The sequence below is a fragment of the Diaphorobacter nitroreducens genome (assembly GCF_002214645.1).
Lineage (GTDB): Bacteria > Pseudomonadota > Gammaproteobacteria > Burkholderiales > Burkholderiaceae_C > Diaphorobacter > Diaphorobacter nitroreducens.
The window spans coordinates 368226-393410 of sequence record NZ_CP016278.1; the positions used below are offsets into that span (position 1 = coordinate 368226).

The window sequence follows — 25185 nt, forward strand, 5'->3', positions numbered from 1 at the left end:
ACCGATTTTGCCCTCAATCCAAAACCCTCTCGGCGCCCTGCCGGCGCGCTTTCGCCGCCAGCGCGTGCTCATCATTGGCTGCGGCGACGTGGGGCTGCGCGTGGTGCGCAGCCTGAACGGACCCCAGGGCGGGAGTGGCCGCCCGCGCGTGCTTGCGCTCACGTCCTCGCCCACGCGCGTGCCGCAGCTGCGTGGGGCGGGCGTCACGCCGCTGCTGGGCAATCTGGACGATGCGGCCACGCTGGCGCGCCTGGCGGGCGTGGCCACGCGGGTGCTGCATCTGGCGCCGCCACCTGGCGAGCGCGAGGTTGGTCCGCGCTGGTGGCTGGACCCCCGCAGCACGGCGCTGGCGCGTGCGCTGCGCCGGCGCACGCTGCCGCAATCCCTGGTGTATGCCTCCACCAGTGGCGTGTATGGCGACTGCGCGGGGGCCTGGGTGCCCGAGTCGCGGCCCGTGGCGCCCGCCACGCCGCGCGCGCAGCGCCGCGTGAATGCCGAGCGCGCCATGCGTCACCTGGGCCGTGCGGGCGTGCCTGTGAGCATTCTGCGCGTGCCCGGCATCTACGCCCCTGACCGTGAGGGCGGCACGCCCGAAGCGCGCCTGCGCCGCGGCACGCCCGTGCTGGCCGAGCCTGACGACGTCTATACCAACCACATCCATGCGGATGACCTGGCGCGGGCCTGCATGCTGGCGCTGTGGCGCGCTCGTGCGCAACGCATCTACAACGTGGCAGACGACAGCCAGCTCAAGATGGGAGACTACTTCGACTTCGCGGCCGACCTCTATGGCTTGCCGCGTCCGCCGCGCGTGCAGCGCAGTACCGCGCAGGAGCAGCTACCGCTGTCGCTGCTGAGTTTCATGGGCGAATCGCGGCGGTTGACCACTAAGCGCATGGCGCGCGAACTGCGCCTGCGCTTGCGCTACCCCACCGTGCGCGAAGGGCTGCAGGCACCGCACCCTTAGCGGGGGTAGGTGTTGCCCTGCTTGTCGTAGCAGCGAAACACGTTGCAGTGCGTGATTTCGCGCCGCGGCGGCGGCGCGGGCCGTGGTGGCACCACCACCACCGGCGGGGCGTAGTAGGGCGAGGGATAGACGGTGCGGCTGGAGCGCGCGCTCTCCGCGCGTGCATAGTCCGCCGGACTCAGGCATGCGAGGTCAGCCTGGCGCTGCGCCGCATCCAGCCGCGCCTGCTCGTCGTACATGCCGCGGCCCATGGTGGAGAGCACCTCCTGCAGGTTGCGCCGTGCGCGCTGGCAGTCTACGGATTGCGATGGATCGGCCGGGGTGGCGCGAGGGCGCGCTACGCGCGTCGCGGGCTCGGCGTCGCGCTGTTGCTGGCGCTCCCATTGCTGTCGCTCCTGCTTGCGCTCCAGGGCTTCGGCGGCTTGCTCGCGCTCCTGCTGGATTTCCTGGGGGGTCTTGCGGGCTTCGACTTCGCGTGCGGACTGGCCGCGGCCGCAGTCGCCATCGGTGTAAGTCACCTTGCCCGTGGCCGGGTCGGTGCAGCGCACCACCTGGGCCATTGACGGCAGGGGCAGACAGGTAAACAGCGTCAGCGCCAGGGCGGCACTGACGCTGCCAAGGGAGCCAGGCAGGGCTCGGGTCATGGGCGGCCTTCAGCGCCAGTCGGGGCGCGGGTTGGGGCGATCGCCGGGCTGGGGCTGGAATGCCTGGTTGCGTCGCTCCCGCTCGGCTTCGCGCTCCGCGCGGCGGTCACGTTCGAACTGCAGCTGCCGTTCGCGTGCCACGTCGGGGTTGGGGTGGCGCAGCAGTTGGTCTTCCTTACGGCGCTGGTCCCAGTCGCGGCGGCGTTCGGCCTCCCAACGTTCGGCGTCGCGGCGGCGTTCCGCTTCGCGCCGGTCGGCTTCACGGCGGTCCGCATCGCGGCGGCGGTCGGCTTCGCGACGACGGTCCGCCTCACGGCGTTCGCGCTCCTGGGCCTCGCGCCATTGGCGCTCACGCGCTTCCCGCCACTGGCGCTCGCGCCAGGCGTCTTCACGCCAGCCGGAAGGCGGCGGGGGGTAGTCGCGCCAGCCTAACGGCGGGGCGGTATAGATCACGCCGGGCTGCTCGTACACCGTCATGGACGATGGCGCGGGATAGTAGCCGCCCCCATCGTAGTAGGGGTCACCCGGCACAGCGGCGCAGCCGACAGCCAGCGAGGCGAGCACGCCGGCGGTGAGGATGCGCACAGAAGTCCAACGCGAAAGAGGCATGGAAAGGTCTCCCGGGTAAGCACGCCGGGCGGTCCGGGCCGGCGCTGTGGTGGTAAAGGCGGTGGTCTCGCTGCCACCTCTTGTGTGTCAGACGCGCGTCGGGCCATTTTGGTTGACCCTACCGGGCCGGCTTTGTCAGGCTTTGCCGCCTCTTCACCATTGTGACGGGGTGTTTCTCCGCCAGCGCAGGGCCTGGCGGCCGCGCGGCGCGCGATGATTCCGCCTGGCGCAAGGGCGCCGACGCTGCCTACCCGTGCTGTTGCGCTGCGGGCACGGAGCCGTCGGCGCGCAGGCGGAACAGGGCCACGGACTGCACCAGTTGCTCGGCCTGCAGCTTCAGGCTGTCGGCGGCGGCTGCGCTTTCCTCCACCAGTGCGGCGTTCTGCTGCGTGGCCTGGTCCATCTGCGCCACGGCATCGCTCACCTGGTGCACCCCGGCGCTTTGCTCCTGGCTGGCGGTGCTGATCTCGGCCACGATGCCGCTCACCCGCTGGATGGCCGTCACCACCTCCGTCATGGTGGCGCCGGCTTGGCCGACCAGTGCGGACCCTTGCTCCGCCCGCTCCACGCTGGTGTGGATCAGTTGCTTGATCTCCTTGGCCGCGGCGGCCGAGCGCTGGGCCAGCGCACGCACCTCGCCGGCCACCACGGCGAATCCGCGGCCCTGCTCGCCGGCGCGTGCGGCCTCCACCGCGGCGTTCAGCGCCAGGATGTTGGTCTGGAAGGCGATGCCGTCGATGACGCCGATGATGTCCGCGATGCGGTGGCTGCTTTCGTTGATGCCCTGCATGGTGGTGACGACCTGGGTCACCACTTCGCCGCCCTGGCTGGCGATCTGCGAGGCGTTGGCGGCCAGCTGGTTGGCCTGGCGCGCGTTGTCGGCGTTCTGGCGCACGGTGGAGCTCAGCTCCTCCATGGAGGCGGACGTTTCCTCCAGCGCGCCGGCCTGCTGCTCGGTGCGGGCCGACAGGTCGTTGTTGCCCTGGGCGATCTCGGTGCTGGCCAGTGCCACTTGGCGCACGTTGACTCTTTCTTGTATTTTGTTTCAATAGGTAATTGCCCTGTAATGCTTGGGCATATCAGGAAGGCCTGCCGTTGCATCCATGGCGCAAACGAAAAAGCCCCGCGGGTGGCGGGGCTGGTGAGGGTTGGGGCGGTGTGCGCTCAGTCCATGGTGAGCTTCTGCTTGTCCACCACGTTTTTGTAAGCCGTGTATTCGGCCTTGATTTCCTGGGCGAACTTCGCCGGCGTGTCGGCCACGATCAGCGAGCCCGTGTCCTCGATGCGCTTGCGCACCGCAGGGTCCTTCAGCACCTTGTGCACGGCGGCGTTGACCTTGTCCACGATGTCCTTGGGCAGGCCCTTGGGTCCGATGATGCCGTAATAGGCCATGCGGTTCACGTTGGGCAGGCCCACTTCGGCCAGTGTGGGCACGTCGGGCAGCACGGCCAGGCGCTGCGGGGCGGCCACCACCAGGGCGGTCAGGCGCTTGTCCTTGATGAAGGGCAGGGCGGACGGCAGGTTGTCGAAGATCAGCGGGATCTGGCCGGCGACGGCGTCGTTCAGTGCCGGGCCCGAGCCGCGGTAGGGCACGTGCACCAGCTGGGTGCCGGTCTCCAGCATGAACATTTCCATCATCAGGTGGCCGATGCTGCCGGTGCCGGGCGAGCCGAACGAGTACTTGCCTGGAGTCTTCTTGACTTCGGCCAGGAAGCTCTTGTATTCCTTGCCGACGAACTGCGGGTTGGCCGCAATCACGTTGGGCGTGGCGGCGATGTTCACGACCGGGGTGAAGTCGGTGAACACGTTGTAGGGGATCTTGGGGTTGATGGCCGGGTTGGTGGCCGTGGTGGACACGGTGGCCACGCCCAGGTTGTAGCCGTCCGGCGTGGCGCGCGCGGTTTCGGCCGCACCGATGGCGCCGCCGCCGCCGCCCTTGTTCTCCACCACCACGGGCTGGCCCAGCTCGCGGCCCAGGGGCTCGGCCACCACGCGGGCGATCAGGTCGGTGGTGCCGCCCGCGGCGAAGGGCACCAGCAGGCGGATGGGCTTGTTGGGGTAGCCGGACTGGGCCTGGGCGGCCGTGCCGAGCAGGGCCAGCAGGCCCAGGGTGAGTGCGCTGCGACGAATCATGCTTTTATCTCCTGTTATCGATGTGGTGAAGCAATGGCGTGCCAGTGATGGCGGGAAGGAAGCACCGGCGGGGCCGGTGCGGGAAAAGGGTCAGATGGCACCCCCCGCTTTGAGCGCTGCGATGGCCGAAGCATCCAGGCCCAGCTCGCGCAGCACCTCGTCGGTGTGCTGGCCGAGCGCGGGTGGCGCGCGATGGTAGCTGACGGGCGTGCCCGACAGCCGCATGGGGTTGGCCACCGTGGCCACGTGGGCGATGCCGTCGCCGGCGTCGCGGGGCAGCTCCCTGCGGATGCCGCGCGCGCGCACCTGTGGGTCGTCGAAGGCCTGGGCGATGGTGTTGATGGGGCCGCAGGGTACGGCCTTGTCCTCCAGCAGGGCGATCCACTCGGCGGTGCTGCGGGTCTGCAGGACGGGCTCCATCAGCGCCAGCAGCGCAGCGCGGTGCTGCACGCGTGCGGTATTGGTGGCAAAGCGTGCGTCCTGTGCCCATTCGGGGTGGCCGCACGCCTGGCAAAAGCGCGCGAACTGTCCGTCGTTGCCGATGGCCAGCAGCACGTTGCCGTCGCGGCTGCGAAAGTCCTGGTAGGGCGCTAGGCTGGGGTGGATGTTGCCGGCGCGTCCGGGCGCCTGCCCGGTGGCCAGGTAGCCCGCCGCCTGGTTGGCCAGCACGGCCATGCCCACGTCGAGCAAAGCCATGTCGATGTGCTGCCCTTCGCCGGTGCCGTTGCGGGCGTTGTCGCGCGCGTTCAGCGCGGCCAGGATGGCGTTGCTGGCGTACAGGCCGGTGAACACGTCCACCACGGCCACGCCGACCTTCAGAGGCCCGCCGCCGGGCTGCCCGTCGGCATGGCCGGTGATGCTCATCAGGCCGCACATGGCCTGCACCATCAGGTCATAGCCGGCGCGTTCGGCATACGGCCCGTCCTGGCCGAAGCCGGTGATGGAGCAGTAGACCAGGCGCGGGTTCAGCGCTTTCAGGCTGGCGTAGTCCAGCCCGTATTGCGCCAGACCGCCGACCTTGAAATTCTCGACCACCACGTCGGCCTCGGCGGCCATGCGGCGCAGCAGCGCCTGGCCCTCGGGATGGGCCATGTCCACGGTGATGCTGCGCTTGTTGCGGTTGCAGGCGGTGAAGTAGCTGGCCTCGCGCGTGTCGCGGCCAGCGTCGTCCTTCAGGAAGGGCGGGCCCCAGTGGCGCGTGTCGTCACCGGCCTGGGGGCGCTCGACCTTGACCACGTCGGCGCCCAGATCGGCCAGCATCTGGGTGCACCAGGGACCGGCAAGCACGCGCGAAAGATCCAGTACCTTGATACCGTCCAAGGCGCCGCGGGGGGTGGAAGCACTCATGAAATCGCTATTGAAAACGTAGCTGCTCGCGCTTGTTGTGCCATCAATTCAAGGATAAAAACCATTGAACTTATTGCAGGGTAAGCGCGAGAAGCTCCTATTTTGAGAGCGCGCGTGACGGGCCTTTGATGCGGCCCGCGCGCCGCGCCGGGTCAGTTGGCGAACGCGGCGATGCCCGTCTGCGCGCGGCCCAGGATGAGCGCGTGCACGTCGTGCGTGCCCTCGTAGGTGTTGACCACCTCCAGGTTCACCAGGTGGCGTGCCACGCCGAACTCGTCGCTGATGCCGTTGCCGCCCATCATGTCGCGCGCCAGGCGGGCGATGTCCAGGGCCTTGCCGCAGTTGTTGCGCTTGATCAGCGAGGTGATCTCGACCACGTTCTGGTGCTCGTCCTTCATGCGGCCCACGCGCAGCGCGGCCTGCAGGCCCAGGGTGATCTCGGTCTGCATGTCGGCCAGCTTTTTCTGCACGAGCTGGTTGGCGGCCAGCGGGCGGCCGAACTGCTTGCGGTCCAGCGTGTACTGGCGCGCGGTGTGCCAGCAGAACTCGGCCGCGCCCATCGCGCCCCAGGCGATGCCGAAGCGTGCGCTGTTCAGGCAGGTGAACGGGCCCTTCAACCCGCGCACTTCGGGGAAGGCGTTCTCCTCGGGCACGAACACGTCGTCCATCACGATCTCTCCGGTGATGGAGGCGCGCAGGCCCACCTTGCCGTGGATCGCGGGGGCGGACAGGCCCTTCATGCCCTTGTCCAGGATGAAGCCGCGGATCTGGCCCACGGTGCCGGATGCCTCCACTTCCTTGGCCCAGACCACGAACACGTCGGCCACAGGGCTGTTGGTGATCCACATCTTGTTGCCCTTGAGGCGATAGCCGCCGTCCACCTTGTAGGCGCGCGTGGCCATGCTGCCGGGATCGGAGCCGTGGTCGGGCTCGGTCAGGCCGAAGCAGCCGATGAACTCGCCGGAAGCCAGCTTGGGCAGGTACTTCTGCTTCTGCGCCTCGGAACCGAACTCGTTGATCGGCACCATCACCAGCGACGACTGCACCGACGCCATGGAGCGATAGCCCGAGTCCACGCGCTCGATCTCGCGCGCCACCAAGCCGTAGCTCACGTAGTTCAGGCCGGCGCCGCCGTATTCGGTGGGGATGGTGGGGCCCAGCAGGCCCAGCTCGCCCATCTCGCGGAAGATGGTCACGTCGGTCTTCTCGTGGCGGAACATGTCCAGCACGCGCGGCGCCAGCTTGTCCTGGCAGTAGGCGCGCGCGGCGTCACGGACGGCGCGCTCGTCTTCGGTGAGCTGCTGGTCGAGTTGGAAGGGGTCGTCCCATTGGAAGGCGGTGCGGGTCATGGTGTCTCCAGTGCTGGAATGCGGGGTGGGTAGTAGGACCCAAGCATGCACAAGGTGCATTGCTTGGTTAACGAAGGTAATCGTATGGCGTCTGAGTAAGTGACGGCAAGCGAGTTATTCGCATCCAGATATTTGATTTAAGAATATCTGGCTAAGATGCTGCGATGCGACGACACCTGCCATCCACCCAGGCGCTGGCCTGCTTCGAAGCCGCTGCGCGGCACGAGAGCTATACCCGGGCCGCGCAGGAGTTGGCGCTGACGCAAAGCGCGGTGTCGCGCCAAATCCTGGCGCTGGAGGAACAACTCGGCGTGCAACTCTTTCGCCGCACGCGCCACGGGGTGGTGCTCACCCCCGCGGGGCGGCATTACGGGCAGCAAGTGGCGCGCTGGCTGCAGGGGCTGGAGCGCGACACGCTCGACGTCATGGCCCACCAGGGGCATGGCGGCGCCATTTCGCTCGCGGCCGTGGCCACCTTTGCCACGCGCTGGCTGATCCCGCGCCTGCCTCTGCTGGCCGCGCGCCACCCCGAGATCGTGGTGCACATCGAGACGCAGACCCGGCCCTTCCTGTTCACCGATACGGCTTTCGACGCGGCGCTGTACGCGGGCACGCCCGAGCAGGTCGCCAACTGGCCCGGCGTGCAGGCGCAGCTGCTGATGCAGGAGGACGTGGTGCCCGTGTGCAGCCCGCGCCTGCTGGAGACGGCGGCGCAGCAACTGGGCATGCCGCGCGGCACGGGCCGTGCACATCAGGGCCTGCCGCCACCGGCGCTGGCGCGGCTGCCGCTACTGCAGCAAAGCACCCGGCCCTATGGCTGGCGACAGTGGTTCGATGCCATGGGAGTGCCGGATGCGCCGCGCGCGCTGGAAGGGCCGCGCTATGAACTGTTCTCCATGACGGCCGCCGCGGCGGCCCACGGCCTGGGGATTGCGCTGATGCCGCCCATGCTGATCGAGGCCGAGATCGCGCGGGGCGAGCTGGTGGTGGCCTGCCCGCGTCCGTTGCGTGGCGAGCGGGGTTACTACCTCGTGAGCCCCGCGCAGCCCCAGCCGCCGGTGCTGGCCGCGTTCGCTGGCTGGCTGCAGGACATGGCGGTGGCCGGGCCGCTGGCGTAGCCGCTCTTCAGCATCTGTCGATCAGCGTCCACCCATCAACGCGACGCATACCGGCACCAGCACGGCAGTGGCCACACCGTTCAGGCCCATCGCCAGCGCGGCGAAGGCACCGGCCGTGGGATGCACCTGCAGTTCGCGCGCCGTGCCGATGGCATGGGCCGTGAGTCCGATGGCAAAGCCGCGCACGGCCGGGTCGTGCACGCGCAGCAGGCGCAGCAGCGGCCCCGCCAGCACCGCCCCCGCAATGCCCGTGATGGCCACGGCCACCGCTGCCAGCGATGGCGCGCCGCCGATGCGCTCCGCCACGGGCAGCGCGATCGGCATGGTGGCGGATTTGGGTGCGAGCGCCATCAGCGTCTCATACGATGCGCCCAGCGCCCAGGCCAGCAGCAGGGCGGAGACGATCGCCACCGTGCAGCCCACGAGCAGCGCCACGCTGATCGGGCGCCAGAGCTGGCGAATGCGCTCGCGTTGCGCGAACAGCGGCACGGCCAACGCCACCGTGGCGGGGCCGATGAGAAAGCTCAGCAGTTGCGTGCCCTCGCGGTAGGTGGCGTAGGGCGTGCCCGTGAGCAACAGCACCGCCACGACGAGCGCCGTCGCCGTCAGTGGTGGGATCAGCAGCGGGTGTGCGCCGCTGCGCCGATACAGCGCCAGCGTCAGCGTGTAGGCCGCCAGCGTCAGCGCCAGCCAGGGCAGGGGCGACGCCGTGAACCATGCGGCCAGCCCGGGGAGAGACGCGCTCACTGGGCCTGCTCCTGCTCGCGCGGGCGTGCGTCGGCGCTGTCGCGCAGCAGCCAGCGCAGCGTCCAGGCCGTCACCACCAGCGTGATGGCCGCCCCCACGATGCCGGCCACGAGGAACGGCAGCCATTCGCGCGCGATGCGGTCAAAGTGCAACATGACCCCGGCGATCGCCGGGATGAACAGCAGCATCATGTTCTGCAGCAAGCTGCCCGCGGTGCTCTCCAGCGCCTGCGGGACGCGCCCGTATGCCAGCAGCGCCGCCAGTAGCAGCAACATGCCTGCGAGAGCGCCAGGCAGGGGCAGACCCAGGAGTTGGACCAGAAGTTCTCCCAGCAACTGGAGGATGAAGAGGGCGGTCAGGGCGTAGAGCATTGAAGGCGGGCAGGGCGGCGCGCAGGCGCAAAGACCATGATCATCCCTGATACCCACCGCCCCGCGCTGGTGCTCGGGTGATGCCGCCTCTTTGCGGGAGGTCGGGGGCTCCGCCGGTTGCGCGCAACGGCCATCCGCAATACCCTGGTGTGCAGCGGTCGCCCGGCGAAGCACTCTCCGGTGCAACGTAACGGTCGCCGCACCACTGCACCAGGAGGACTTGCCATGGCTACCGCCCAGCCCCTGTACCACGCGCCCACGTTTGAACCTACCGTGGATGAGATCGCCACGCTGAAGCAGCTCGAAATGGGCCAGGCCCTCAGCGTGCCCGACGCGCTCAAGCACCATCTGTCCGGGCGCCTGCTGGATTGGGCCTATATCGGCAAGACGCCCGGGGGCGAGTTCCACATCACCGACCTGGGCCGCCAGCTCATCAAGCGCCAAAACAACTGAGCCGGGGTCACCGCTGCGGGGCGGATTCGCCTCCGTCCTACACGGCGCCCCGCGCGGGCGAAGGTAACTTACGGCCACCGCGGCAAACACCCGACGGGTGCGCATCGCAGCTTCGCTGCCATGCCCAGGCGGCGCGGGCCGGGCTTCTCGGCTCCCATTGCGGGAGCCCTGCTGCCAGGTCTGGGCCGAACGCTGTGGCCGCATGCATGGCAAGGGTGGCGTCCTCTTATCGCTGCCCGGCGGCATGTGACTAACACCCGTAAGCTTTGCCCTTTGGCAGCGTCCCGTGCTGGCCAGTCCTCACGGGGCCCCGCGTACTCGATTGCCGAGGCGCGGGCGGCAGGCACATCGTCCTGCCGCTGCCTCTGGCGCGGTATGCCACCGACCCGGAGATGGCTGACATGATTCACCGCATCCCTCTCGCTCACCGCCAACCGGCCGATCCCCCCGTGGAGCCGGATGTGCCCGCACCACCCCCGGAGCCCGCCGACACGCCTCCGCGCATGGACTGAATGGCGGTACGTACGGGCGGTGCGCGCACTTGCGCGGGTGGCTGTCTTACAAGGCAGACCCCGCCAGGCGCTTATGGTGGACCGCAACTATCGGAGCGTGACATGCCACCTACCAAGCCCGCCTCAGGCGAAGTACCCCATTCTTCAGGCCGCAACCGCGTGGCCACCTCCCGGACTGTGACACTGCTGCTCATCGCCGTGGCGGTGATGCTGCTGTTCCTGTGGGCGCCGTGGTAGCGCCGGGAGAGGCCAATGGTCTTTTTGCGCTGTTGAACGGGACGTTCGAACGGGGCATTCGTCTGACAGTGGCCGTGCCCCTGCGTTCCTAACGTGGTGCTTCATTAACACAGGAGCTTCACCATGAACCGCACCCCCAACCGTCCGGGCGCTGCACCATCCCCGGGCACCACCCCACCGAGCCAGCGCGACGACAAACGCGCCATTCGCATCGCCCTTGTCACCGCCCTGATCGCGCTGGTAGCCGTTGTCGTATTCAACTTGCGCGCTCCAAAGGATCGCCTGAGTGCGCCTGGCGAAGGGGCTCCCGCAGCCACCCAAGGTGCCCCCGGAATGGCCGGGCCGTCGGTGGATGCCCCCCAGCCCTCAGCGCCCCAGCGCGGCGACACGCCTACCACCCCGGGTCGCGAAGGCATGGGCGCACCTGCCGGGGGCGCGCCCGCGGCGCAGTAAACGATGCGGGCACGCGCATTGCCGCACGACTGACCGGCTACGAACGTGGGTCAAAGAAAGGCGCACGGCACTGAGCGCGCTTTCGATCCCACGTAGGCTTCTTTTCCCGCTGCTTGCTGGTACATGGAGTCAATGGGGCGGGTGCGCAGGATCCTGGCGCTTGTGCGTGACCCAGATGAGAGCGTGCGTATCCACCCCCAGCGCCTGGGCGCGAGCCACGATGGCATCGCGCTGCGCAGCGTCCAGATGTTTGTCGCGCGCCAGAATCCAGCAGTAGCTGGTATCGGGCCCCAACACCAGCGCCCAGCGGTAGTCAGGGTCAAGCGCCGCGACGTGGTAGCCGCCGTAGAACGGGCCGAAGAAGGACACCTTGAGCGATCCGGTGGTGGGGGCACCCGTGAACAGCGCCTTGCCAACGGCTTCACGCCACTGGCCCGATGCGGCGGCAAAGCCGCGGTTGACCACGCGCACGCTGCCATCCGCCTGGGGGGTGTAGGTGGCGGACACATCCGTCATGCCGCGCTCGAATGAGTGGTCGAGCCGGGCCAGCTCATACCAGCGCCCCTGATAGCGCTGTAGATCGAATGGCGAGACCGCTTTTACGCCCGGCGGGGGGCTGGTGTTTGCACAGCCGGCCATTACGGCGACGCCCGCCATCCACAGGGCCCACAGGCCTGCGCGGCAGGACGGGATGACTGCGCGCCGCACAGAAAATAGAAAAGCCGAGAGCAGGTACATGTGATGTCCTTGACCAAGTGGTGGATCAGTGTGTGTGGCGCCATTGCGCCACCAAGGGTTGAAGCCCCGTCAGGTGCTGGACGGGAGTGATCCCTTCCAGGGGCTTTTGGTACAGAGCCGTGCACGAGCCGCCGACCCACAACGCGGTGGTGGGAGACAACTGGGCCCGCAACTCACGCAGGCTGGCGTGAACGACTGTCCCGTTATGCACATTGCTGAAACTCAAAGCCACCACATCCGCCCGATGGGCCACGGCGGCTTGGGCCACGTCGCCCACGGGGGTCTGCGTACCCAACGAAACGCAGGTACAGCCTTCCAGTGCCAGCAGTGCTTCAACCATGAGCAACCCTAGGCTATGCAATTCCTGGGGTAGCGTGGTGAGCAGGACTTTGGGACCTTGCGGTGTGGGCAGCGGCGCCAGGGAAGCAATGGCGTTGCGCAGAACCCCGGTGATGACCTCGGTGAAGAGGTGTTCCTCGAAGACCTCGAAGCGCCCTTGCACCCAGGCCTCGCCCACGGCCGTGGTCAGGGGAGCCACCAGGTCGGTGACGAACGGAGCGAGCCCCATGCGCAGCTGCGCGTGACTCAGGGCATGCCGCAGGGCTTGCGGATCGTGCGCTCCGATGGCGTCAAGAAGCGGAGCCAGGGTCGCAGGTGAGGAGAACGCCTGAAGATTTGTCTTGGACAAAGATGAACTGGGGGATGAAGGTCTCTGGTTCAGCAAGGACAGCAGTTCTGCACTGTCCAACCCCACCACCTTGCCGGGCCTGGCCCCTGTGTCGAGCAGGCGGCGAATCAGTTTCAGCCGTTGCACCTGCTCGCTCGGATACAGGCGGTCCCCCGCCCCGTCGCGCAAGGGTTGCGGGAAGCCATAGCGTTTTTCCCATACGCGCAAGGTGTCCTTGGCTACGCCGGTTTCGCGCTCCACGGCGGCGATGGGCAAACCTGCGCTCTCGGGATGGTCTGGCGTGCTCATGCGCCAACCTTTATGCGGCGTACAGGCCTCAGGAGGGTATCGAAAGTCATGGACAAACTGTGGGAATTGGTGAAATTGTCTAGGACAAAATTTGTTTTGTCCACTACATTTACGCCCATTGTCTGCGCACAGCGCTACCTCTGGGTATTTCGCCGAGGGTTGGAGTGATCATGAAAATCGCCATCATTGGTTCGGGAATTTCAGGTTTGGCCGCAGCCCACCGCCTGCGGGCGCAGGCGCATGTCACGGTGTTCGAGGCGGGGCATTACTTCGGCGGCCACACCCACACGGTGGACGTGTGCCTGCCGGACGCGGCCGGAGAATTGGTAACGCATGGCGTCGACACCGGCTTTCTGGTCTTCAACGAACGGACCTATCCCGGGCTGATTGCCTTGTTTGACGAGCTGCAGATACCCACCGCGCGCTCGGACATGTCGTTCTCGGTGCAGGTGCCTGGCGCCGGCGCGCTCGGCACCGGGACGCTGGAGTGGAGCGGTGCCAACCTGGCAACCGTGTTTGCCCAGCGCCGCAACCTGCTGCGTCCGCGTTTCTGGGGCATGCTGCGCGAGCTGCTGCGTTTCAATCAGCTGTGCACCGCCCTGGCGGAGTCGGGCGAAGAGGCCGCGCTGGCCCAGCCCCTGAGCGAGTTTCTGGCGCGGCATGGCTTTGGCACAGCGTTCCGCGACTGGTATTTCCTGCCCATGCTGGGCTGCATCTGGAGTTGCCCCACCGATCAGATGCTGCGCTTTCCCGTGGCCACCATGATCCGTTTCTGCCACAACCACGGGCTGATTCAGGTGAGCCACCGCCCGCAGTGGTTCACGGTGGCGGGTGGCGCACGCCAGTACGTGCACCAACTGCTGCGGGGGCTTGATGCGCGACTGGCCACGCCCGTGGAGCGCATCGTGCGCGATGCCGCTGGCGTGCAGGTGCATGCAGGGGGGCAAAGCGAGCGCTTCGACGCCGTGGTGCTGGCGGTGCACAGCGACCAGGCCCTGCGCCTGCTGGCGCAGCCGACACAGCAGGAAACCCAGGTGCTGGGTGCCATCCGCTACCAGCCCAATCGCGCGGTGCTGCATACCGACGCGCATGTGATGCCGCAGCGGCGCAGCGCCTGGGCCGCCTGGAATTACGAGCGCGCGGCCAGCAAGGAACGTGAATCGGCGCGCGTGTGCCTGCATTACTGGCTCAATCGCTTGCAGCCTTTGCCTTTTGCCGACCCCGTGCTGGTCTCTCTCAATCCGACGCGTTCGATTGCGGCGGAGAAGGTGCTGGCCGAATTCGACTACGACCACCCCGTATTCGATCTGGCCGCCATTGCCGCCCAGGACCAGGTGCCGCAATTGCAGGGCGTGCAGCGCACGTGGTACTGCGGTGCTTGGACGGGGTATGGCTTTCATGAAGACGGCCTGCAGTCGGGCTACCGCGCCGCCGATCTGCTGCTGGAGCAGTTGCGCCAGCGGGAGGCCGCATGAACCCTCCAGTCACCGCGGTCACCGGCAACCGGCCGCACATCGGCTTCGGTCATGTGTGGCACACCCGGCTGCGCCCGCGCCGTCACCGTTTCATCGTCCCGACCTTCTTCCTGCTGCTGCCCATGCGCACGCTGCGCGCGCAGCCACAGGCCGCGGGCGTGTTGGCGCTGAACCGGCCGGGTGCTCTGGCGTTTCGCGATGCCGACCACGGCGATGGCCGCAGCCCGCAAGCCGGGGGGGCATTGGCCTGGCTGGAAGAGCTGCTACGCGGCGAAGGCATTACCGATGCGCAGGGTGAGATCTGGCTGCACTGCTATCCGCGCATCCTGGGCTACAGCTTCAAGCCGGTGAGTTTCTGGTACTGCCACCGCCGCGACGGCAGCCTGTGCGCCATCGTGGCCGAAGTGAACAACACCTTCGGCGAGCGCCATGCCTACCTGCTCGACACACCAAGGTACGGCGAGGAATTACGCGCGCGCAAGGTTTTCCATGTGTCGCCGTTTTGCCCGGTGGAAGGCGGCTACCGCTTTGAATTCAAGCGCAGTGGCACACAGGGGCTTGAGTCCACGCGCGTGCGCATCGACTTTGACGATGCCCAGGGCCCGCTGGTGCTCACTGGCGTGGCAGGGCGCCTGCAACCCTTGGACGCCAGCAGCCGCCGCCGGGCGCTGTGGCACTACCCGTTTCTGACATGGGGCGTCATTGCGCGCATCCACTGGCATGCACTGCTGCTGTGGATCAAGCGTGCGCCCTTGCATTCCAAACCCACGCCGCCTGCACGGCCCGTGACCCGATCTTCCTCGCCGAGCACCTGACCATGAACACTACCACTGTCTCGCCGTCCGCGCTTCCCTTGCCTGACATGCCTGCCGCGGCACGCCATGGACTGCGACTGTTGCAGCGCCTGCAGCGTGGCACGCTCCATCTGGAGCTGCCCGACGGCAACGTCGTGCAATTGGGTAGCGGCCAACACCCGCATGCCAGCATGCGCCTGCACAACTGGAAGGTGTTTGGAGCCGTCCTGCGCTCGGGTGATATTGGCCTGGCGGAGAGCTACATCGCCCAGGATTGGAGTACGTCCCACCTGGCCGACTTGTTGCGGCTGCTGATGGACAACCGCGATGCGCTGGAGTCTCTGGTCTATGGCGGCTGGTGGGGGCGGCTTGCGTACCGCCTGCGTCACCTGCTCAATCGCAACACCCGTGCCGGGAGCCGGCGCAACATCCACGCGCACTACGACCTGGGCAACGCCTTCTACACGCTGTGGCTGGACCCGAGCATGAACTACTCCAGTGCATGGTTCGAGGGCAACCTGGGGGGAGACCTGACCCAGGCGCAGCACGCCAAAGTACGCCGCGCCCTGCACAGCGCGGGCGTGCAGCCCGGCCACCGGGTGCTGGAAATCGGTTGTGGCTGGGGTGCCCTGGCAGAGATGGCCGCTGGCGAGTTCCGGGCGCAGGTGACAGGGGTGACGCTGTCCACGGAGCAACTGGCCTGGGGCCAGGCACGCATGCAGGCCGCGGGCCTGGCCGCCCAGGTGGATTTACGGCTGCAGGACTACCGTGATATCCAGGATGGCCCGTTCGATGCCATCTGTTCCATCGAAATGGCCGAGGCCGTGGGGCAGGCTTATTGGCCTAGTTACTTTGGCGCCATGGCGCGCCTGCTCAAGTCGGGCGGGCGCGCCTGCGTGCAGAGCATCGTGATCGACGACGCGCTGTTCGACCGCTATGTGCGGGGTACCGATTTCATCCAGCAGTACATCTTCCCAGGGGGGTGTCTTCCCAGCCCATCGCGTTTTCGCGCCGCCGCGCAGGGCGCGGGCCTGCGGGTGGTGGAGGAGTTTGCCTTCGGCCGCGACTACGCGGAAACCCTGCGCCGCTGGCACCAACGCTTCGTCCAGCAGCGAGCCCAGGTACAGGCCCAGGGATTTGATGCGTCTTTCCAGCGCACCTGGGAGTTCTATCTGGCGTACTGCGAGGCCGCATTCGACGCACGCAGCATCGACGTCGTGCAGTACACGCTGGTGAAGGACTGAAGCGCCCCTCACGGGCAACGATCCCCGCTTTTCATGGCCCCGTACGGCCCCCTTTTTTCAACAAGAAAATCATCATGTTCTTATCTCGAATGACGGTCGCCGCCCGCTTGTACGCGGGGTTCGGATTGATCCTGGTCCTTTTGGTGGTGCTGACGGGTATCGCCCTGGTGAAGGTGAACCGCATTGACCAGGCGCTGCGAGCCAACAACGACATCCACGTGCAGGTGCAGCGCTACGCCATCAACTTCCGTGGTTCGGCCCATGACCGCTCCATCGCCGTGCGCGACGTGGTGCTGAGTCCGTCCCCCGCCGAGCGCGACCGGGAGATCGCCACCATCGCTGCGCTGGCGGACTTTTACGCCCAGTCGGCTGCGCCGCTGGAAAAGCTCATCACCCGCAAAGGCGCGGCCCCTGAACTGGGGCAGCTGTATGCCGATATTCGCAGCGCTGAATCCAAGGCCGTGGCCACCACTCAGGCCATCATTGCCCAGGTGCAGGCGGGCGACGCCGCTGCGGCGCAAACCCTGTGGACGCAGGCCAAGCCGCAATACGTGCAGTGGCTTGCAACCATCAACAAGCTCATCGACTTCAAGGAAGCGCGCATCCAGGCGACCAACCAGGGCGCCATGGACGAGGCGGGCAGCTTCCTCGGCGTGATGTTCTCGGCGCTGCTGCTGGCGTTGGTGCTCAGCGTGGCGGTGGCCTGGAGCGTGGCGCGCAGCATCGTGCGTCAGCTCGGGGCCGAACCCGCAGCGCTGGCCGACGTGGCCAGCCTCGTGGCGCAGGGCAACCTGCGGCCGGTGACGGGCGCTGCCCAGGCGCAGCCGGGGAGTGTGCTGGCATCGCTGGGGGCGATGCAGGCCAGTCTGGCGCGCGTGGTAGGCCAGGTGCGCCAGGCGTCGAACGCCGTCACCGTGGGTTCTGAGGAGATTGCCGGCGGCAACGCCGGGCTGCTGCAGCGCACCGAAGAGCAGGCCGCGAACCTGCAGCAGGCCGCCGCGTCCATGGAGCAGATGACCGCTTCGGTGAGGAACAACGCCGACTCGGCCCGCCAGGCCACCCAGGTCGCGGCCTCCGCCAGCCAGGCGGCCCACAAGGGCGGCGCGGTGGTGGCCCAAGTGGTCAGCACCATGGAGGAGATCACGGCCAGCAGCCACAAGATGGCCGACATCATCGGCGTGATCGACTCGATTGCGTTTCAGACCAACATTTTGGCGCTCAACGCCGCCGTGGAGGCTGCGCGCGCCGGTGAGCAGGGCCGCGGCTTTGCCGTGGTGGCCGGCGAAGTGCGGGCGCTGGCGCAGCGCAGCGCCGACGCTGCCAAGGAGATCAAAGGACTGATCGACGGCAGTGTGGCCAAGGTGGAGGAGGGCGCCCGCCTGGTGGGCGACGCAGGAGCCACCATGACCGACATCGTGGAACAGGCCCAGCGCGTGGCAGGCCTGATTGCGGAAATCAGCACCGCCACCGCCGAGCAGACCGACGGTATTGCCCAGGTGGGCAACGCCGTGACCCATCTCGACCAGGCCACCCAGCAAAACGCGGCCATGGTGGAGCAAAGCGCCGCGGCTGCACAGACCCTGAAGCAGCAGGCTGCGCAACTGGCCGAGGCCGTCAGTGTGTTCCGCTTGGCGCAGGACGCAGGCGGTGGCGCACCGATGTCGGTGGTGCGCCGCACTTCCCCCATGGTGACTGCTGCACCCTCTGCCTTGCGGCTCCGGGGCGATGTTGCGGCTTCTGTTGCATATTAAAACGATAGCGGCTAGCGCTTGACCCATATGCCCTGGAGCCGAATTTCATCCTTGAAGCGCTGGGCTTTTGCAGGCGGTGCGGCCTTGGCGTTGGCGGTGGCTTCGGCCAACCCCACGGCCGGACAGCACGGTGGCGCTGCCCCGGCCTGGGTGCGGCAATCCCTCATGGGGGCCACCCTGGCGGGGGAAGGGCAGATGCGGTTTTTGGGCTTGCGCATCTACGACGCACGGCTGTGGGTCACGCCTGGTTTTGACGCCAGCCGCTTTGGTGCGCACCCGCTGGCGCTGGAGTTGACCTACCACCGTGGCTTCACCGGTGCGGCCATTGCCCGGCGCTCGGTAGAGGAAATGCAGCGCCAGGCCAGCGTGCCTTCTGAACAGGCCGAGCGTTGGCAGCAGCGCCTGGCGGCCGTGATTCCCGATGTGCAGCCGGGCGAGCGGCTCACCGGCCTGTACCAGCCGGGCCAGGGCATGCGTCTGTGGCGTGGCAGCCAGGAGTTGGCCGCGATTGACGATGCAGAGCTGGCGCGCCTGTTCTTTGGCATCTGGTTGTCACCGCAGACCTCGGAGCCGGGCCTGCGCAGTGCCTTGCTGGCCCGCATCCCCGGCGGAGCGGCCCCATGACTCCGCTGGCTACCCCTGCGCGTGCGGTTCCGCTGCCCCGTTGGTGGTCCGGGCCGGCCTATGGCCTGCTCGGTCTGCCGCTGGCCTTTGTGGCCTTGCCGCTGTATGTGGTGTTACCGCATTACTACGCCACGGAATTGGCTTTGCCGTTGGCCAATGTGGGTGCTTTGCTGATGCTGGTGCGTCTGCTGGATGCAGCCGCCGAGCCCCTGCTGGGGCGCTTGAGCGACCGCCTGTACCAAGGCCCGCTGCGTGCGGTCCTGTGGGTGGCGGGGGGCTCGGCCTTGGTGCAGGTGCTGGGGCTGTCGGGGCTGTTCTTTCCCGCGGTGCAAGGACCGCAGGCGTTGGCGGCGTGGATGGTGGCGGGGTTGTTGCTGACCTGCCTGGCGCACAGCCAGTTGGTGATTGCGCACCAGGCCTGGGGCGTGCGTCTGGGCGGCGACGCGCTGCAGCGCAGCCGTGTGGTGGCCTGGCGCGAAGGTCCGGGGCTGATCGGCGTGGTCACGGCCAGTGCGTTGTCGGTGGCCTGGGGCGCCGGGCCCATGCTGGTGGTGTTCGCGCTGAGCTTGCTGGCCGGGTGGCTGGCCCTGTGGTGGGCGCCGCGCCCTGCAGCACCTGCGCAGCGGGATTTGTCTGCCGCTTTTGCCTGGGCCACGGTCTGGCAACCCTTGCGCCAGCCAGCCTTTCGCCGCTTGCTGGCGGTGTTTTTGTGCAACGGCATTGCCAGCGCAGTTCCGGCGGCGTTGATGCTGTTTTTTGCCCAGGACCGGCTGCAGGCCACACAGGCGCAGATTGCCTTGTTTCTGGTGCTGTACTTTGTCAGCGGGGCGCTGTCCATGCCAGGGTGGTTGCGCGCGGTGCGCCGCTGGGGGCTGGAGCGTGCCTGGCTGGGCGGCATGCTGCTGGCGGTGGCCTGTTTTGGCTGGACGATGCTTCTGGGCAGCGGGCAGATTGCGGCCTTTGGGTGGATCTGTGCGTTGTCCGGTATCGCCTTGGGGGCGGATCTGGCCTTGCCCGGGGCTTTGCTGGCGCGCTTGGTGGAACGCCAGGGGGCTCAGGGGCGCAGCGAAGGGGCGTACCTGGGGTGGTGGAACCTAGCCACCAAACTGAATCTGGCCCTGGCCGCAGGCGCGGCGCTGCCGTTGCTGCAGTGGCTCGGCTACAGCCCCGGCATCCAGGACGCCCACGCGCTGCAGCGCCTCGCTTGGGCTTACGCGCTGCTGCCTTGCGCCCTCAAGCTTCTGGCGGCAGGTTTGTTGTACCGCCTGCTGATCCACCCCTCCCCGCCGTTGCATGACCAAGGAGTTACCCCATGAACACCCGCCGCCACGCCTTGCTGGCACTGCTCGCGGGCACTGCCGTGTTGACCGGCTGTGCCAGCCCCCAGGTGAACGACTATGCCCAGGAGCGTCCACAGCTGGAGCTGGACCGCTACTTCAACGGCCGCATCCTGGCCCACGGTATTTTTCAGCAGCGAGGCGGCGAGGTGGTGCGCCGCTTTACCGTGGTGATGGATTGCCACTGGGAGGGCAATCAAGGCGTGCTGGACGAGGCGTTCACCTATTCGGACGGCAGCACCCAGCGCCGCATCTGGCGCCTGACCAAGCATGCCGATGGGCGCTACACCGGGACCGCTGACGATGTGGTGGGTGAGGCCCAGGGCCAGACTGCGGGCAATGCTTTCCGCTGGAACTACACGCTGCGCCTGCCGGTGGACGGCAAGGAGTATGAAGTGCAGTTCGACGACTGGATGTTCCTGGTCGATGACCGAGTCATGCTCAATCGGGCCACGATGAGTAAGTTTGGCGTCACCCTGGGCGAGGTACTGCTGTCGTTCACCAAGACATAAGGAGCCGCACTGTGTCTTTGAACCCTGCCATCACTGACTGGCGCGGCAAGCGCGTGTGGCTGGTGGGCGCCTCCAGCGGTATTGGCCGGGCCGTCGCAGCGCAATTGCACGCCCAGGGCGCGCAGGTGATCGTGTCGGCACGCCAGCAGGCGCTGCTGGCGTCGTTTGCGCACGAACACCCTGGCAGCCAAGCAGTGGTGCTGGATGTGACCGACGCCCAGGCGGTCCTGGACGTTGCCGCGCGCCTGCAGACCGAGTCACCACTGGACCTGGTGTGCTACTGCGCCGGCCACTACACCCCCATGCGAGCCGACGCGCTGGCGCTGCCCGAGCTGCTGCGCCACCAGCAGGTCAACCTGACGGGCGCGCTGCATGTGCTCGCCGCCGTGGTGCCAGGCCTGTTGGCTTCGGCCCAGGCCGGCCGTGCGCCCCACCTGAGCCTGGTCGCCAGCGTAGCCGGCTGGCGCGGTCTGCCGCAGAGCCTGGCCTACGGACCGACCAAGGCGGCCCTCATCAACCTGGCCGAGACGCTGTTCCTTGATCTGCGCCCGCAGGGCGTGGGCGTGAGCGTGGTGAACCCCGGCTTTGTCGATACGCCCCTGACGCGCCAGAACGACTTCACCATGCCCGCGCTGCTCACGCCGGAGCAGGCGGCCCAGGCCATGTTGCGTGGCTGGGGGAGGGGCGCGTTTGAACTGCATTTTCCACGCCGCTTCACGCTGTGGCTCAAGCTGCTGCGCGTGCTGCCGTACCGCTGGTACTTTCCGCTGGTCCACCGTATGACCGGGCTGTGACGTATGCACCCACCTATAGACACCCACGCTTGCGTCGCCCGGCTGGTCCAGCTCTACGAGCAGCTAACCCCCGCGCAGTTGCCCCTACTGGAGGACTACTACGCGCTTGACGCACGGTTCAAGGACCCCTTCAATGATGTGCACGGCGTGCCCGCCATCCGTGCCATCTTTGCCCACATGTTCGAGAGCCTGGAGCAGCCGCGCTTTATCGTCACCCAGCGGCTGGTGCAGGACGAGCGGGCCTTTTTGCAATGGGAGTTCCACTTCCGCCTGAAGCGCTGGCGGGCACAGGTGTCTCAATGCATCCACGGCGCGACCCTGGTGCATTTTGATGCCCAAGGCCGCGTGACACTGCACCGCGATTACTGGGACCCGGCTGAAGAGCTGTATGAAAAACTGCCTGTTCTGGGGGCTCTGATGCGCTGGCTGCGCAAGGCTGGCGCGGCACCCCTGCCGCATCCTCATCGCTGTTCACCCCCTAGCGACCGTTAAGGTGGAGAAGGGAAGAGGTTCATGCCGATGAACGTCCATGAAGCCACGATATCCCCCCACCACAAAGACGAACACCCCGACGACTTTCGTTATCGGGGTGTTCGAGGCCAAGAAGGAGATGGGGCGACCATCTCGTTAACGGCATAAGACGCGGCGGAGGGCTCTGCGGGAGGTGGTCAGCGTCCAAAACACGGACTCACCCGGATGGTCCGGAGCACTCTAAGGCAATTGCCGCGGCAAGGCCCTATCAGTAGCGGCCACCGCGGTAGCCACCACGGTCTGCGCCACCGCCAAAACTTGGGCGAGCTTCCATGGGGCGTGCGACGTTGACCGTCAGTGCACGTCCATCGACAGATCGGCCGTTCAGACCGTTAATGGCATCCTGTGCCTCGGAATCGCTGCCCATTTCTACAAAGCCGAAGCCCTTGGACCGGCCTGTATCGCGCTCCATCATCACCTTGGCGGAGGTGACGGAACCAAATTGGGAAAACTGCTGGTGCAGCGATTCATCACGCACGGAATAGGCCAAGTTGCCCACGTACAGTCGGTTGTTCATGTCAGTGTCTTTCTTTCGGGAAATGAAGGGACGGCTTGTAAGCGCATCCCAGAGGAAATGAGTGGGGGAACCAAAATCAATGGCGCCGGCGCGCTGGAGGGGTGGTGCGCGTGCGGTTCTCGATATGCCGAAATGTCACTCGCCCCTTGTTGAGGTCGTACGGAGACATCTCCAGGGTCACCAGGTCACCGGCCAGAATGCGGATGCGGAACTTACGCATCTTGCCCCCGGTATACGCGATGAGCTGATGCCCGTTGTCAAGCGTGACGCGGTAACGGGCGTCAGGCAGAACTTCATCGACCTTGCCCTGCATTTCAATCAACTCTTCTTTGGCCACGGGTACCTCCGTCAATAGCAGGATCAGCCCAGTTGGTTGTGTAGCACCATGCGGCGCCCTTGCGCCAAGGCGTACTGGACTGCTTGTGCATCGCAGGGAAAGCTTGGGAGGAAGCGGAAGATGCGGTCGTACATTCCCCGGCGTATGGAAACCGAAGCAGTAACACCGACATTGGTGGTTTTGGTCAGCGGCGTGACAACGTAGTTGCCCACGCGCTCGGCGTTTTGTTTATCAAGCATTGCAAACAGACAGGATGTAATCGCGAAGGCGACCATCCAGGAGAGAAAAGAGGGGAAAAGACCTGCCGCGCGTCGGCGCAGGAAAGGCGGGGCAGACCCTGTAAGAGGTTTAAGGTCTGCGATGAGCTTGCTGCTTTGGAGAGTGACGGCCGACACTTTGCAAGAAGTGCGGCGCAAGGCGCATCAGCCAGGATGCTGTCAGGCAGGCGCTATCGAAGCAAGCAGTGGGTAGCGCGTTGGCGGATTATTACTCGCCGAAATGAAAAAATCAAACTTAATTCTTGTGGATGTGCCCGATACCGACCAGTAGGCGTCTTAGGGCCCGGATTGCTGCACAGTCCCCCGCACCTTTGCACGACGCTATCGAGGGTTTCGGAGGAAAAAGAAAAGGCCGCACGTTCTGGGAACTGTGCGGCCTTGTATGTGGTGCCCGGGGCCGGAATCGAACCGGCACGCCTTGCGGCGGGGGATTTTGAGTCCCCTGCGTCTACCAATTTCACCACCCGGGCAGGCGCGAAAGCGAAGTCGCAAATTATGGCACAGTAACGCGGTATGAAGACCTACCCCACCATTGAAGACGCGATCGGACACACGCCGCTGGTCGCACTGCAGCGCATCGGTGCACAGGACAACGCGGCACGCGGCAATGTCATTCTGGGCAAGCTGGAAGGCAATAACCCGGCGGGTTCGGTGAAGGATAGGCCGGCACTGTCGATGATCCGCCGGGCCGAAGAGCGCGGCGAGATCAAACCCGGCGATACGCTGATCGAGGCGACGTCGGGCAACACCGGCATTGCCCTGGCGATGGCTGCGGCCATCAAGGGCTACCGCATGGTGCTGATCATGCCGGAGGATCTGTCCGTGGAGCGCGCGCAGACCATGAAGGCCTTCGGCGCGGAGCTGGTTCTCACGCCCAAGAGCGGGGGGATGGAATACGCGCGGGACCTGGCCGACCAGATGGTGGCGCAGGGTAAGGGCGTGGTGCTGGACCAGTTTGCCAACCCAGACAACCCCCGCATCCACTACGAGACCACCGGCCCCGAACTGTGGGAGCAGACCGAGGGGCGCATCACCCATTTCGTGAGCGCCATGGGCACCACGGGCACCATCACGGGCGTCGCGCGCTTCCTGCGCGAGAAGAACCCTGCGGTGCGCATCGTGGGTGCGCAGCCGCAGGAAGGCTCGCGTATCCCGGGCATTCGCAAGTGGCCCGAGGAATACCTGCCCAAGATCTACGAGCCCCAGTTGGTGGACGAATTGGTGCTGGTGAGCCAGGACGATGCCGAGGACATGGCACGGCGCCTGGCGCGCGAAGAGGGCATCTTTGCCGGCATCTCCGCAGCCGGCGCCTGCTGGGTGGCGCAGCAGATCGCGCAACGCGAGGAAAACGCCACCATCGTTTTCGTGGTGTGCGACCGGGGCGACCGCTACCTCTCCACCGGCGTCTTCCCGGCGTGAACGTGAAGATCACAGTGGGCATCAATAAGGCCGCTGGCGCCCGGTAGCCAAGCGCGAGCAGCTATCAATTACGGAGCGCTGTGACTGCCATGGCGCATGCTGGAGGAGCATCGCTATGTCGTACGAAACCCGCTATTGCACCCACTGCGCCACGGCGCTGGCATCCATCGTGGTCATTGAGGACAGCGGTGAGAAGGAACGCCTGCGCTGCCCCGCCTGCGGCTGGACGCACTGGAACAACCCGACGCCCGTGCTGGCGGCCATCGTGGAGGTGGACGGCCGCGTGCTGCTGGCACGCAATGCGCTCTGGCCACCCAAGATGTTCGCGCTGATCACGGGTTTCATGGAGGCTGGCGAGACGCCCGAGGACGGCATTGCCCGCGAAGTCAAGGAAGAAACCAACCTGGACGCGCGCAGTGTGCAGCTGGTGGGCGTGTATGAGTTCATGCGCATGAACCAGGTCATCATCGCCTACCATGTACAGGCCGAAGGCGAGGTGCGCCTGTCGCCGGAGCTGCTGGAGCACCGCTTTTATGAGCCGGACCAGCTCAAGTGCTGGCCCGCGGGCACAGGCTATGCGCTGGCCGACTGGCTGCGCTCGCGTGGCCACGAGCCGGTGTTCTTCACCGCCGAGGAAAATGCAGAGCGCCGCCGCGGACTGGACGCGCCGAAGGACTGAGAAAAATGGACATCCACAAGGAAATCGACACCCGGGGCCTGAACTGCCCCCTGCCCATCCTCAAGGCCAAGAAGGCCTTGGCCGACATGGCCAGCGGCCAGCTGCTCAAGGTGGTGGCGACCGACAGCGGCTCGCTGCGCGACTTCCAGGCGTTTGCCCGGCAGACCGGCAACGAACTGGTTGAGCAACAGACCGTGGGCGAAGAATTCATCCACGTGCTGCGCCGTCGCTGAATGATTAAG

Annotated in this window: 29 protein-coding genes, 1 tRNA gene and 1 pseudogene; 17 read left to right on the plus strand and 14 right to left on the minus strand. The window is 66.7% G+C overall.

All coding sequences use genetic code 11. From position 1 onward, the window contains the following. Window positions 1-7: 7 nt before the first annotated feature. Window positions 8-964 (plus strand): SDR family oxidoreductase, encoded by a 957-nt coding sequence (locus tag BA022_RS01675; RefSeq protein ID WP_088886362.1) that lies wholly within the window; start codon window positions 8-10, stop codon window positions 962-964. Here BA022_RS01675 and BA022_RS01680 read toward each other — a convergent pair. The 6 genes and pseudogenes from BA022_RS01680 to BA022_RS01705 form a co-directional block, all read right to left on the minus strand. After that, entirely contained in the window at window positions 961-1608 is a 648-nt protein-coding gene (locus BA022_RS01680) for a DUF4124 domain-containing protein (protein WP_088886363.1), read from the minus strand. The two genes, BA022_RS01675 and BA022_RS01680, sit on opposite strands and share 4 nt — an antisense overlap. Window positions 1609-1617: 9 nt before the next feature. After that, window positions 1618-2217, minus strand: a complete 600-nt coding sequence (locus tag BA022_RS01685; protein ID WP_011806125.1) for a hypothetical protein — start codon at window positions 2215-2217, stop codon at window positions 1618-1620. A gap of 247 nt (window positions 2218-2464) precedes the next feature. Next, window positions 2465-3247, minus strand: a pseudogene (locus tag BA022_RS19265) (methyl-accepting chemotaxis protein); the annotation flags it as partial. A 134-nt stretch (window positions 3248-3381) separates the two neighbouring features. Continuing rightward, complete coding sequence (locus BA022_RS01695; RefSeq protein WP_015913802.1) at window positions 3382-4350, minus strand: tripartite tricarboxylate transporter substrate binding protein BugE; 969 nt, start codon at window positions 4348-4350, stop codon at window positions 3382-3384. Window positions 4351-4440: 90 nt separating this feature from the next. Continuing rightward, window positions 4441-5697: a CaiB/BaiF CoA transferase family protein gene (locus tag BA022_RS01700; protein WP_015913801.1), complete on the minus strand. Its 1257-nt coding sequence runs from the start codon at window positions 5695-5697 to the stop codon at window positions 4441-4443. 152 nt (window positions 5698-5849) lie between these two features. Beyond that, window positions 5850-7046 carry an acyl-CoA dehydrogenase gene (locus tag BA022_RS01705; protein WP_047350724.1) on the minus strand — a complete coding sequence of 399 codons (1197 nt, stop codon included), beginning with the start codon at window positions 7044-7046 and terminating at the stop codon, window positions 5850-5852. A gap of 164 nt (window positions 7047-7210) precedes the next feature. Between BA022_RS01705 and BA022_RS01710 the strand changes: the two genes are divergently transcribed. Next, window positions 7211-8164 (plus strand): LysR substrate-binding domain-containing protein, encoded by a 954-nt coding sequence (locus tag BA022_RS01710; protein WP_011806121.1) that lies wholly within the window; start codon window positions 7211-7213, stop codon window positions 8162-8164. 21 nt (window positions 8165-8185) lie between these two features. On the opposite strand, the gene BA022_RS01715 is transcribed toward BA022_RS01710, so the two are convergent. Both BA022_RS01715 and BA022_RS01720 read right to left on the minus strand, forming a co-directional pair. Then, on the minus strand, window positions 8186-8911 hold the full coding sequence (locus tag BA022_RS01715) for an LrgB family protein (protein WP_011806120.1): 726 nt from the start codon (window positions 8909-8911) through the stop codon (window positions 8186-8188). Beyond that, a complete protein-coding gene (locus BA022_RS01720) occupies window positions 8908-9282 on the minus strand; it encodes a CidA/LrgA family protein (protein ID WP_015913797.1) in 375 nt (124 codons plus the stop codon). Before BA022_RS01720 ends, BA022_RS01715 begins: the two co-directional genes overlap by 4 nt. A gap of 225 nt (window positions 9283-9507) precedes the next feature. Here BA022_RS01720 and BA022_RS01725 point away from each other — a divergent pair, with 225 nt between their 5' ends. From BA022_RS01725 to BA022_RS01730, 3 genes are all read left to right on the plus strand, one after another. Next, entirely contained in the window at window positions 9508-9735 is a 228-nt protein-coding gene (locus BA022_RS01725; RefSeq protein WP_015913796.1) for a hypothetical protein, read from the plus strand. Window positions 9736-10349: 614 nt separating this feature from the next. After that, on the plus strand, window positions 10350-10484 hold the full coding sequence (locus BA022_RS19540) for a hypothetical protein (RefSeq protein WP_255580449.1): 135 nt from the start codon (window positions 10350-10352) through the stop codon (window positions 10482-10484). Window positions 10485-10607: 123 nt separating this feature from the next. Further along, window positions 10608-10937, plus strand: coding sequence for a hypothetical protein (locus BA022_RS01730; protein ID WP_088886364.1), 330 nt, complete (start codon window positions 10608-10610; stop codon window positions 10935-10937). A gap of 129 nt (window positions 10938-11066) precedes the next feature. Here BA022_RS01730 and BA022_RS01735 read toward each other — a convergent pair whose 3' ends face one another. Beyond that, on the minus strand, window positions 11067-11675 hold the full coding sequence (locus BA022_RS01735) for a lipocalin family protein (protein WP_088886365.1): 609 nt from the start codon (window positions 11673-11675) through the stop codon (window positions 11067-11069). A gap of 25 nt (window positions 11676-11700) precedes the next feature. Further along, window positions 11701-12651 (minus strand): MerR family transcriptional regulator, encoded by a 951-nt coding sequence (locus BA022_RS01740; RefSeq protein ID WP_088886366.1) that lies wholly within the window; start codon window positions 12649-12651, stop codon window positions 11701-11703. A 170-nt stretch (window positions 12652-12821) separates the two neighbouring features. Between BA022_RS01740 and BA022_RS01745 the strand changes: the two genes are divergently transcribed. From BA022_RS01745 to BA022_RS01785, 9 genes are all read left to right on the plus strand, one after another. Further along, window positions 12822-14126, plus strand: a complete 1305-nt coding sequence (locus BA022_RS01745; RefSeq protein WP_088888486.1) for an NAD(P)/FAD-dependent oxidoreductase — start codon at window positions 12822-12824, stop codon at window positions 14124-14126. Continuing rightward, window positions 14123-14941, plus strand: a complete 819-nt coding sequence (locus BA022_RS01750) for a DUF1365 domain-containing protein (protein ID WP_088886367.1) — start codon at window positions 14123-14125, stop codon at window positions 14939-14941. The genes BA022_RS01745 and BA022_RS01750 overlap by 4 nt, the downstream gene beginning before the upstream one ends. A 2-nt stretch (window positions 14942-14943) precedes the next feature. Next, a complete protein-coding gene (locus BA022_RS01755) occupies window positions 14944-16164 on the plus strand; it encodes an SAM-dependent methyltransferase (protein WP_088886368.1) in 1221 nt (406 codons plus the stop codon). Window positions 16165-16238: 74 nt separating this feature from the next. Next, window positions 16239-17915, plus strand: a complete 1677-nt coding sequence (locus BA022_RS01760; protein ID WP_088886369.1) for a methyl-accepting chemotaxis protein — start codon at window positions 16239-16241, stop codon at window positions 17913-17915. A gap of 27 nt (window positions 17916-17942) precedes the next feature. After that, window positions 17943-18539 (plus strand): chalcone isomerase family protein, encoded by a 597-nt coding sequence (locus BA022_RS01765; RefSeq protein ID WP_088886370.1) that lies wholly within the window; start codon window positions 17943-17945, stop codon window positions 18537-18539. After that, complete coding sequence (locus BA022_RS01770) at window positions 18536-19855, plus strand: MFS transporter (protein WP_088886371.1); 1320 nt, start codon at window positions 18536-18538, stop codon at window positions 19853-19855. Before BA022_RS01765 ends, BA022_RS01770 begins: the two co-directional genes overlap by 4 nt. Beyond that, window positions 19852-20388 (plus strand): DUF3833 domain-containing protein, encoded by a 537-nt coding sequence (locus BA022_RS01775; RefSeq protein ID WP_088886372.1) that lies wholly within the window; start codon window positions 19852-19854, stop codon window positions 20386-20388. The genes BA022_RS01770 and BA022_RS01775 overlap by 4 nt, the downstream gene beginning before the upstream one ends. Window positions 20389-20399: 11 nt before the next feature. Beyond that, on the plus strand, window positions 20400-21182 hold the full coding sequence (locus BA022_RS01780; RefSeq protein ID WP_015913784.1) for an SDR family NAD(P)-dependent oxidoreductase: 783 nt from the start codon (window positions 20400-20402) through the stop codon (window positions 21180-21182). Window positions 21183-21185: 3 nt separating this feature from the next. Further along, window positions 21186-21674 carry a nuclear transport factor 2 family protein gene (locus tag BA022_RS01785; protein ID WP_088886373.1) on the plus strand — a complete coding sequence of 163 codons (489 nt, stop codon included), beginning with the start codon at window positions 21186-21188 and terminating at the stop codon, window positions 21672-21674. A gap of 247 nt (window positions 21675-21921) precedes the next feature. Here the strand turns inward: BA022_RS01785 and BA022_RS01790 are convergent, their stop codons facing one another. From BA022_RS01790 to BA022_RS01805, 4 genes are all read right to left on the minus strand, one after another. Continuing rightward, window positions 21922-22230 carry an RNA recognition motif domain-containing protein gene (locus BA022_RS01790; RefSeq protein ID WP_011806105.1) on the minus strand — a complete coding sequence of 103 codons (309 nt, stop codon included), beginning with the start codon at window positions 22228-22230 and terminating at the stop codon, window positions 21922-21924. Between the two features lie 76 nt (window positions 22231-22306). Further along, window positions 22307-22567 (minus strand): translation initiation factor IF-1, encoded by a 261-nt coding sequence (infA, locus tag BA022_RS01795; RefSeq protein WP_011806104.1) that lies wholly within the window; start codon window positions 22565-22567, stop codon window positions 22307-22309. Between the two features lie 23 nt (window positions 22568-22590). Next, entirely contained in the window at window positions 22591-22806 is a 216-nt protein-coding gene (locus BA022_RS01800; protein WP_088888487.1) for a hypothetical protein, read from the minus strand. A gap of 424 nt (window positions 22807-23230) precedes the next feature. After that, window positions 23231-23315: transfer RNA gene (locus tag BA022_RS01805), tRNA-Leu, on the minus strand. 43 nt (window positions 23316-23358) lie between these two features. Between BA022_RS01805 and cysM the strand changes: the two genes are divergently transcribed. The 3 genes from cysM to BA022_RS01820 all read left to right on the plus strand — a co-directional run bounded on the left by cysM (window position 23359) and on the right by BA022_RS01820 (window position 25176). After that, window positions 23359-24264 (plus strand): cysteine synthase CysM, encoded by a 906-nt coding sequence (gene cysM / locus BA022_RS01810; protein WP_047350540.1) that lies wholly within the window; start codon window positions 23359-23361, stop codon window positions 24262-24264. A gap of 115 nt (window positions 24265-24379) precedes the next feature. Continuing rightward, the gene (locus tag BA022_RS01815) at window positions 24380-24943 is read left to right on the plus strand and encodes an NUDIX hydrolase (RefSeq protein WP_088886374.1); all 564 of its coding nucleotides are present in this window, start codon (window positions 24380-24382) and stop codon (window positions 24941-24943) included. A gap of 5 nt (window positions 24944-24948) precedes the next feature. After that, entirely contained in the window at window positions 24949-25176 is a 228-nt protein-coding gene (locus tag BA022_RS01820; RefSeq protein WP_011806050.1) for a sulfurtransferase TusA family protein, read from the plus strand. Window positions 25177-25185 lie beyond the last annotated feature (9 nt).

Bases quoted from the DNA above. Each gene is read 5' to 3' on its own strand.
- BA022_RS01790 (WP_011806105.1), bottom strand. From the start codon at position 22,230: ATGAACAACCGACTGTACGTGGGCAACTTGGCCTATTCCGTGCGTGAT.
- BA022_RS01765 (WP_088886370.1), top strand. From the start codon at position 17,943: ATGCCCTGGAGCCGAATTTCATCCTTGAAGCGCTGGGCTTTTGCAGGC.
- BA022_RS01800 (WP_088888487.1), bottom strand. From the start codon at position 22,806: ATGCTTGATAAACAAAACGCCGAGCGCGTGGGCAACTACGTTGTCACG.
- BA022_RS01740 (WP_088886366.1), bottom strand. From the start codon at position 12,651: ATGAGCACGCCAGACCATCCCGAGAGCGCAGGTTTGCCCATCGCCGCC.
- BA022_RS01770 (WP_088886371.1), top strand. From the start codon at position 18,536: ATGACTCCGCTGGCTACCCCTGCGCGTGCGGTTCCGCTGCCCCGTTGG.
- BA022_RS01725 (WP_015913796.1), top strand. From the start codon at position 9,508: ATGGCTACCGCCCAGCCCCTGTACCACGCGCCCACGTTTGAACCTACC.
- cysM (WP_047350540.1), top strand. From the start codon at position 23,359: ATGAAGACCTACCCCACCATTGAAGACGCGATCGGACACACGCCGCTG.
- BA022_RS01775 (WP_088886372.1), top strand. From the start codon at position 19,852: ATGAACACCCGCCGCCACGCCTTGCTGGCACTGCTCGCGGGCACTGCC.
- BA022_RS01815 (WP_088886374.1), top strand. From the start codon at position 24,380: ATGTCGTACGAAACCCGCTATTGCACCCACTGCGCCACGGCGCTGGCA.
- BA022_RS01710 (WP_011806121.1), top strand. From the start codon at position 7,211: ATGCGACGACACCTGCCATCCACCCAGGCGCTGGCCTGCTTCGAAGCC.
- BA022_RS01750 (WP_088886367.1), top strand. From the start codon at position 14,123: ATGAACCCTCCAGTCACCGCGGTCACCGGCAACCGGCCGCACATCGGC.
- BA022_RS01680 (WP_088886363.1), bottom strand. From the start codon at position 1,608: ATGACCCGAGCCCTGCCTGGCTCCCTTGGCAGCGTCAGTGCCGCCCTG.
- BA022_RS01760 (WP_088886369.1), top strand. From the start codon at position 16,239: ATGTTCTTATCTCGAATGACGGTCGCCGCCCGCTTGTACGCGGGGTTC.
- BA022_RS19540 (WP_255580449.1), top strand. From the start codon at position 10,350: ATGCCACCTACCAAGCCCGCCTCAGGCGAAGTACCCCATTCTTCAGGC.
- BA022_RS01685 (WP_011806125.1), bottom strand. From the start codon at position 2,217: ATGCCTCTTTCGCGTTGGACTTCTGTGCGCATCCTCACCGCCGGCGTG.
- BA022_RS01720 (WP_015913797.1), bottom strand. From the start codon at position 9,282: ATGCTCTACGCCCTGACCGCCCTCTTCATCCTCCAGTTGCTGGGAGAA.
- BA022_RS01820 (WP_011806050.1), top strand. From the start codon at position 24,949: ATGGACATCCACAAGGAAATCGACACCCGGGGCCTGAACTGCCCCCTG.
- BA022_RS01700 (WP_015913801.1), bottom strand. From the start codon at position 5,697: ATGAGTGCTTCCACCCCCCGCGGCGCCTTGGACGGTATCAAGGTACTG.
- BA022_RS01785 (WP_088886373.1), top strand. From the start codon at position 21,186: ATGCACCCACCTATAGACACCCACGCTTGCGTCGCCCGGCTGGTCCAG.
- BA022_RS01755 (WP_088886368.1), top strand. From the start codon at position 14,944: ATGAACACTACCACTGTCTCGCCGTCCGCGCTTCCCTTGCCTGACATG.
- BA022_RS01735 (WP_088886365.1), bottom strand. From the start codon at position 11,675: ATGTACCTGCTCTCGGCTTTTCTATTTTCTGTGCGGCGCGCAGTCATC.
- BA022_RS01745 (WP_088888486.1), top strand. From the start codon at position 12,822: ATGAAAATCGCCATCATTGGTTCGGGAATTTCAGGTTTGGCCGCAGCC.
- BA022_RS01730 (WP_088886364.1), top strand. From the start codon at position 10,608: ATGAACCGCACCCCCAACCGTCCGGGCGCTGCACCATCCCCGGGCACC.
- BA022_RS01705 (WP_047350724.1), bottom strand. From the start codon at position 7,046: ATGACCCGCACCGCCTTCCAATGGGACGACCCCTTCCAACTCGACCAG.
- BA022_RS01695 (WP_015913802.1), bottom strand. From the start codon at position 4,350: ATGATTCGTCGCAGCGCACTCACCCTGGGCCTGCTGGCCCTGCTCGGC.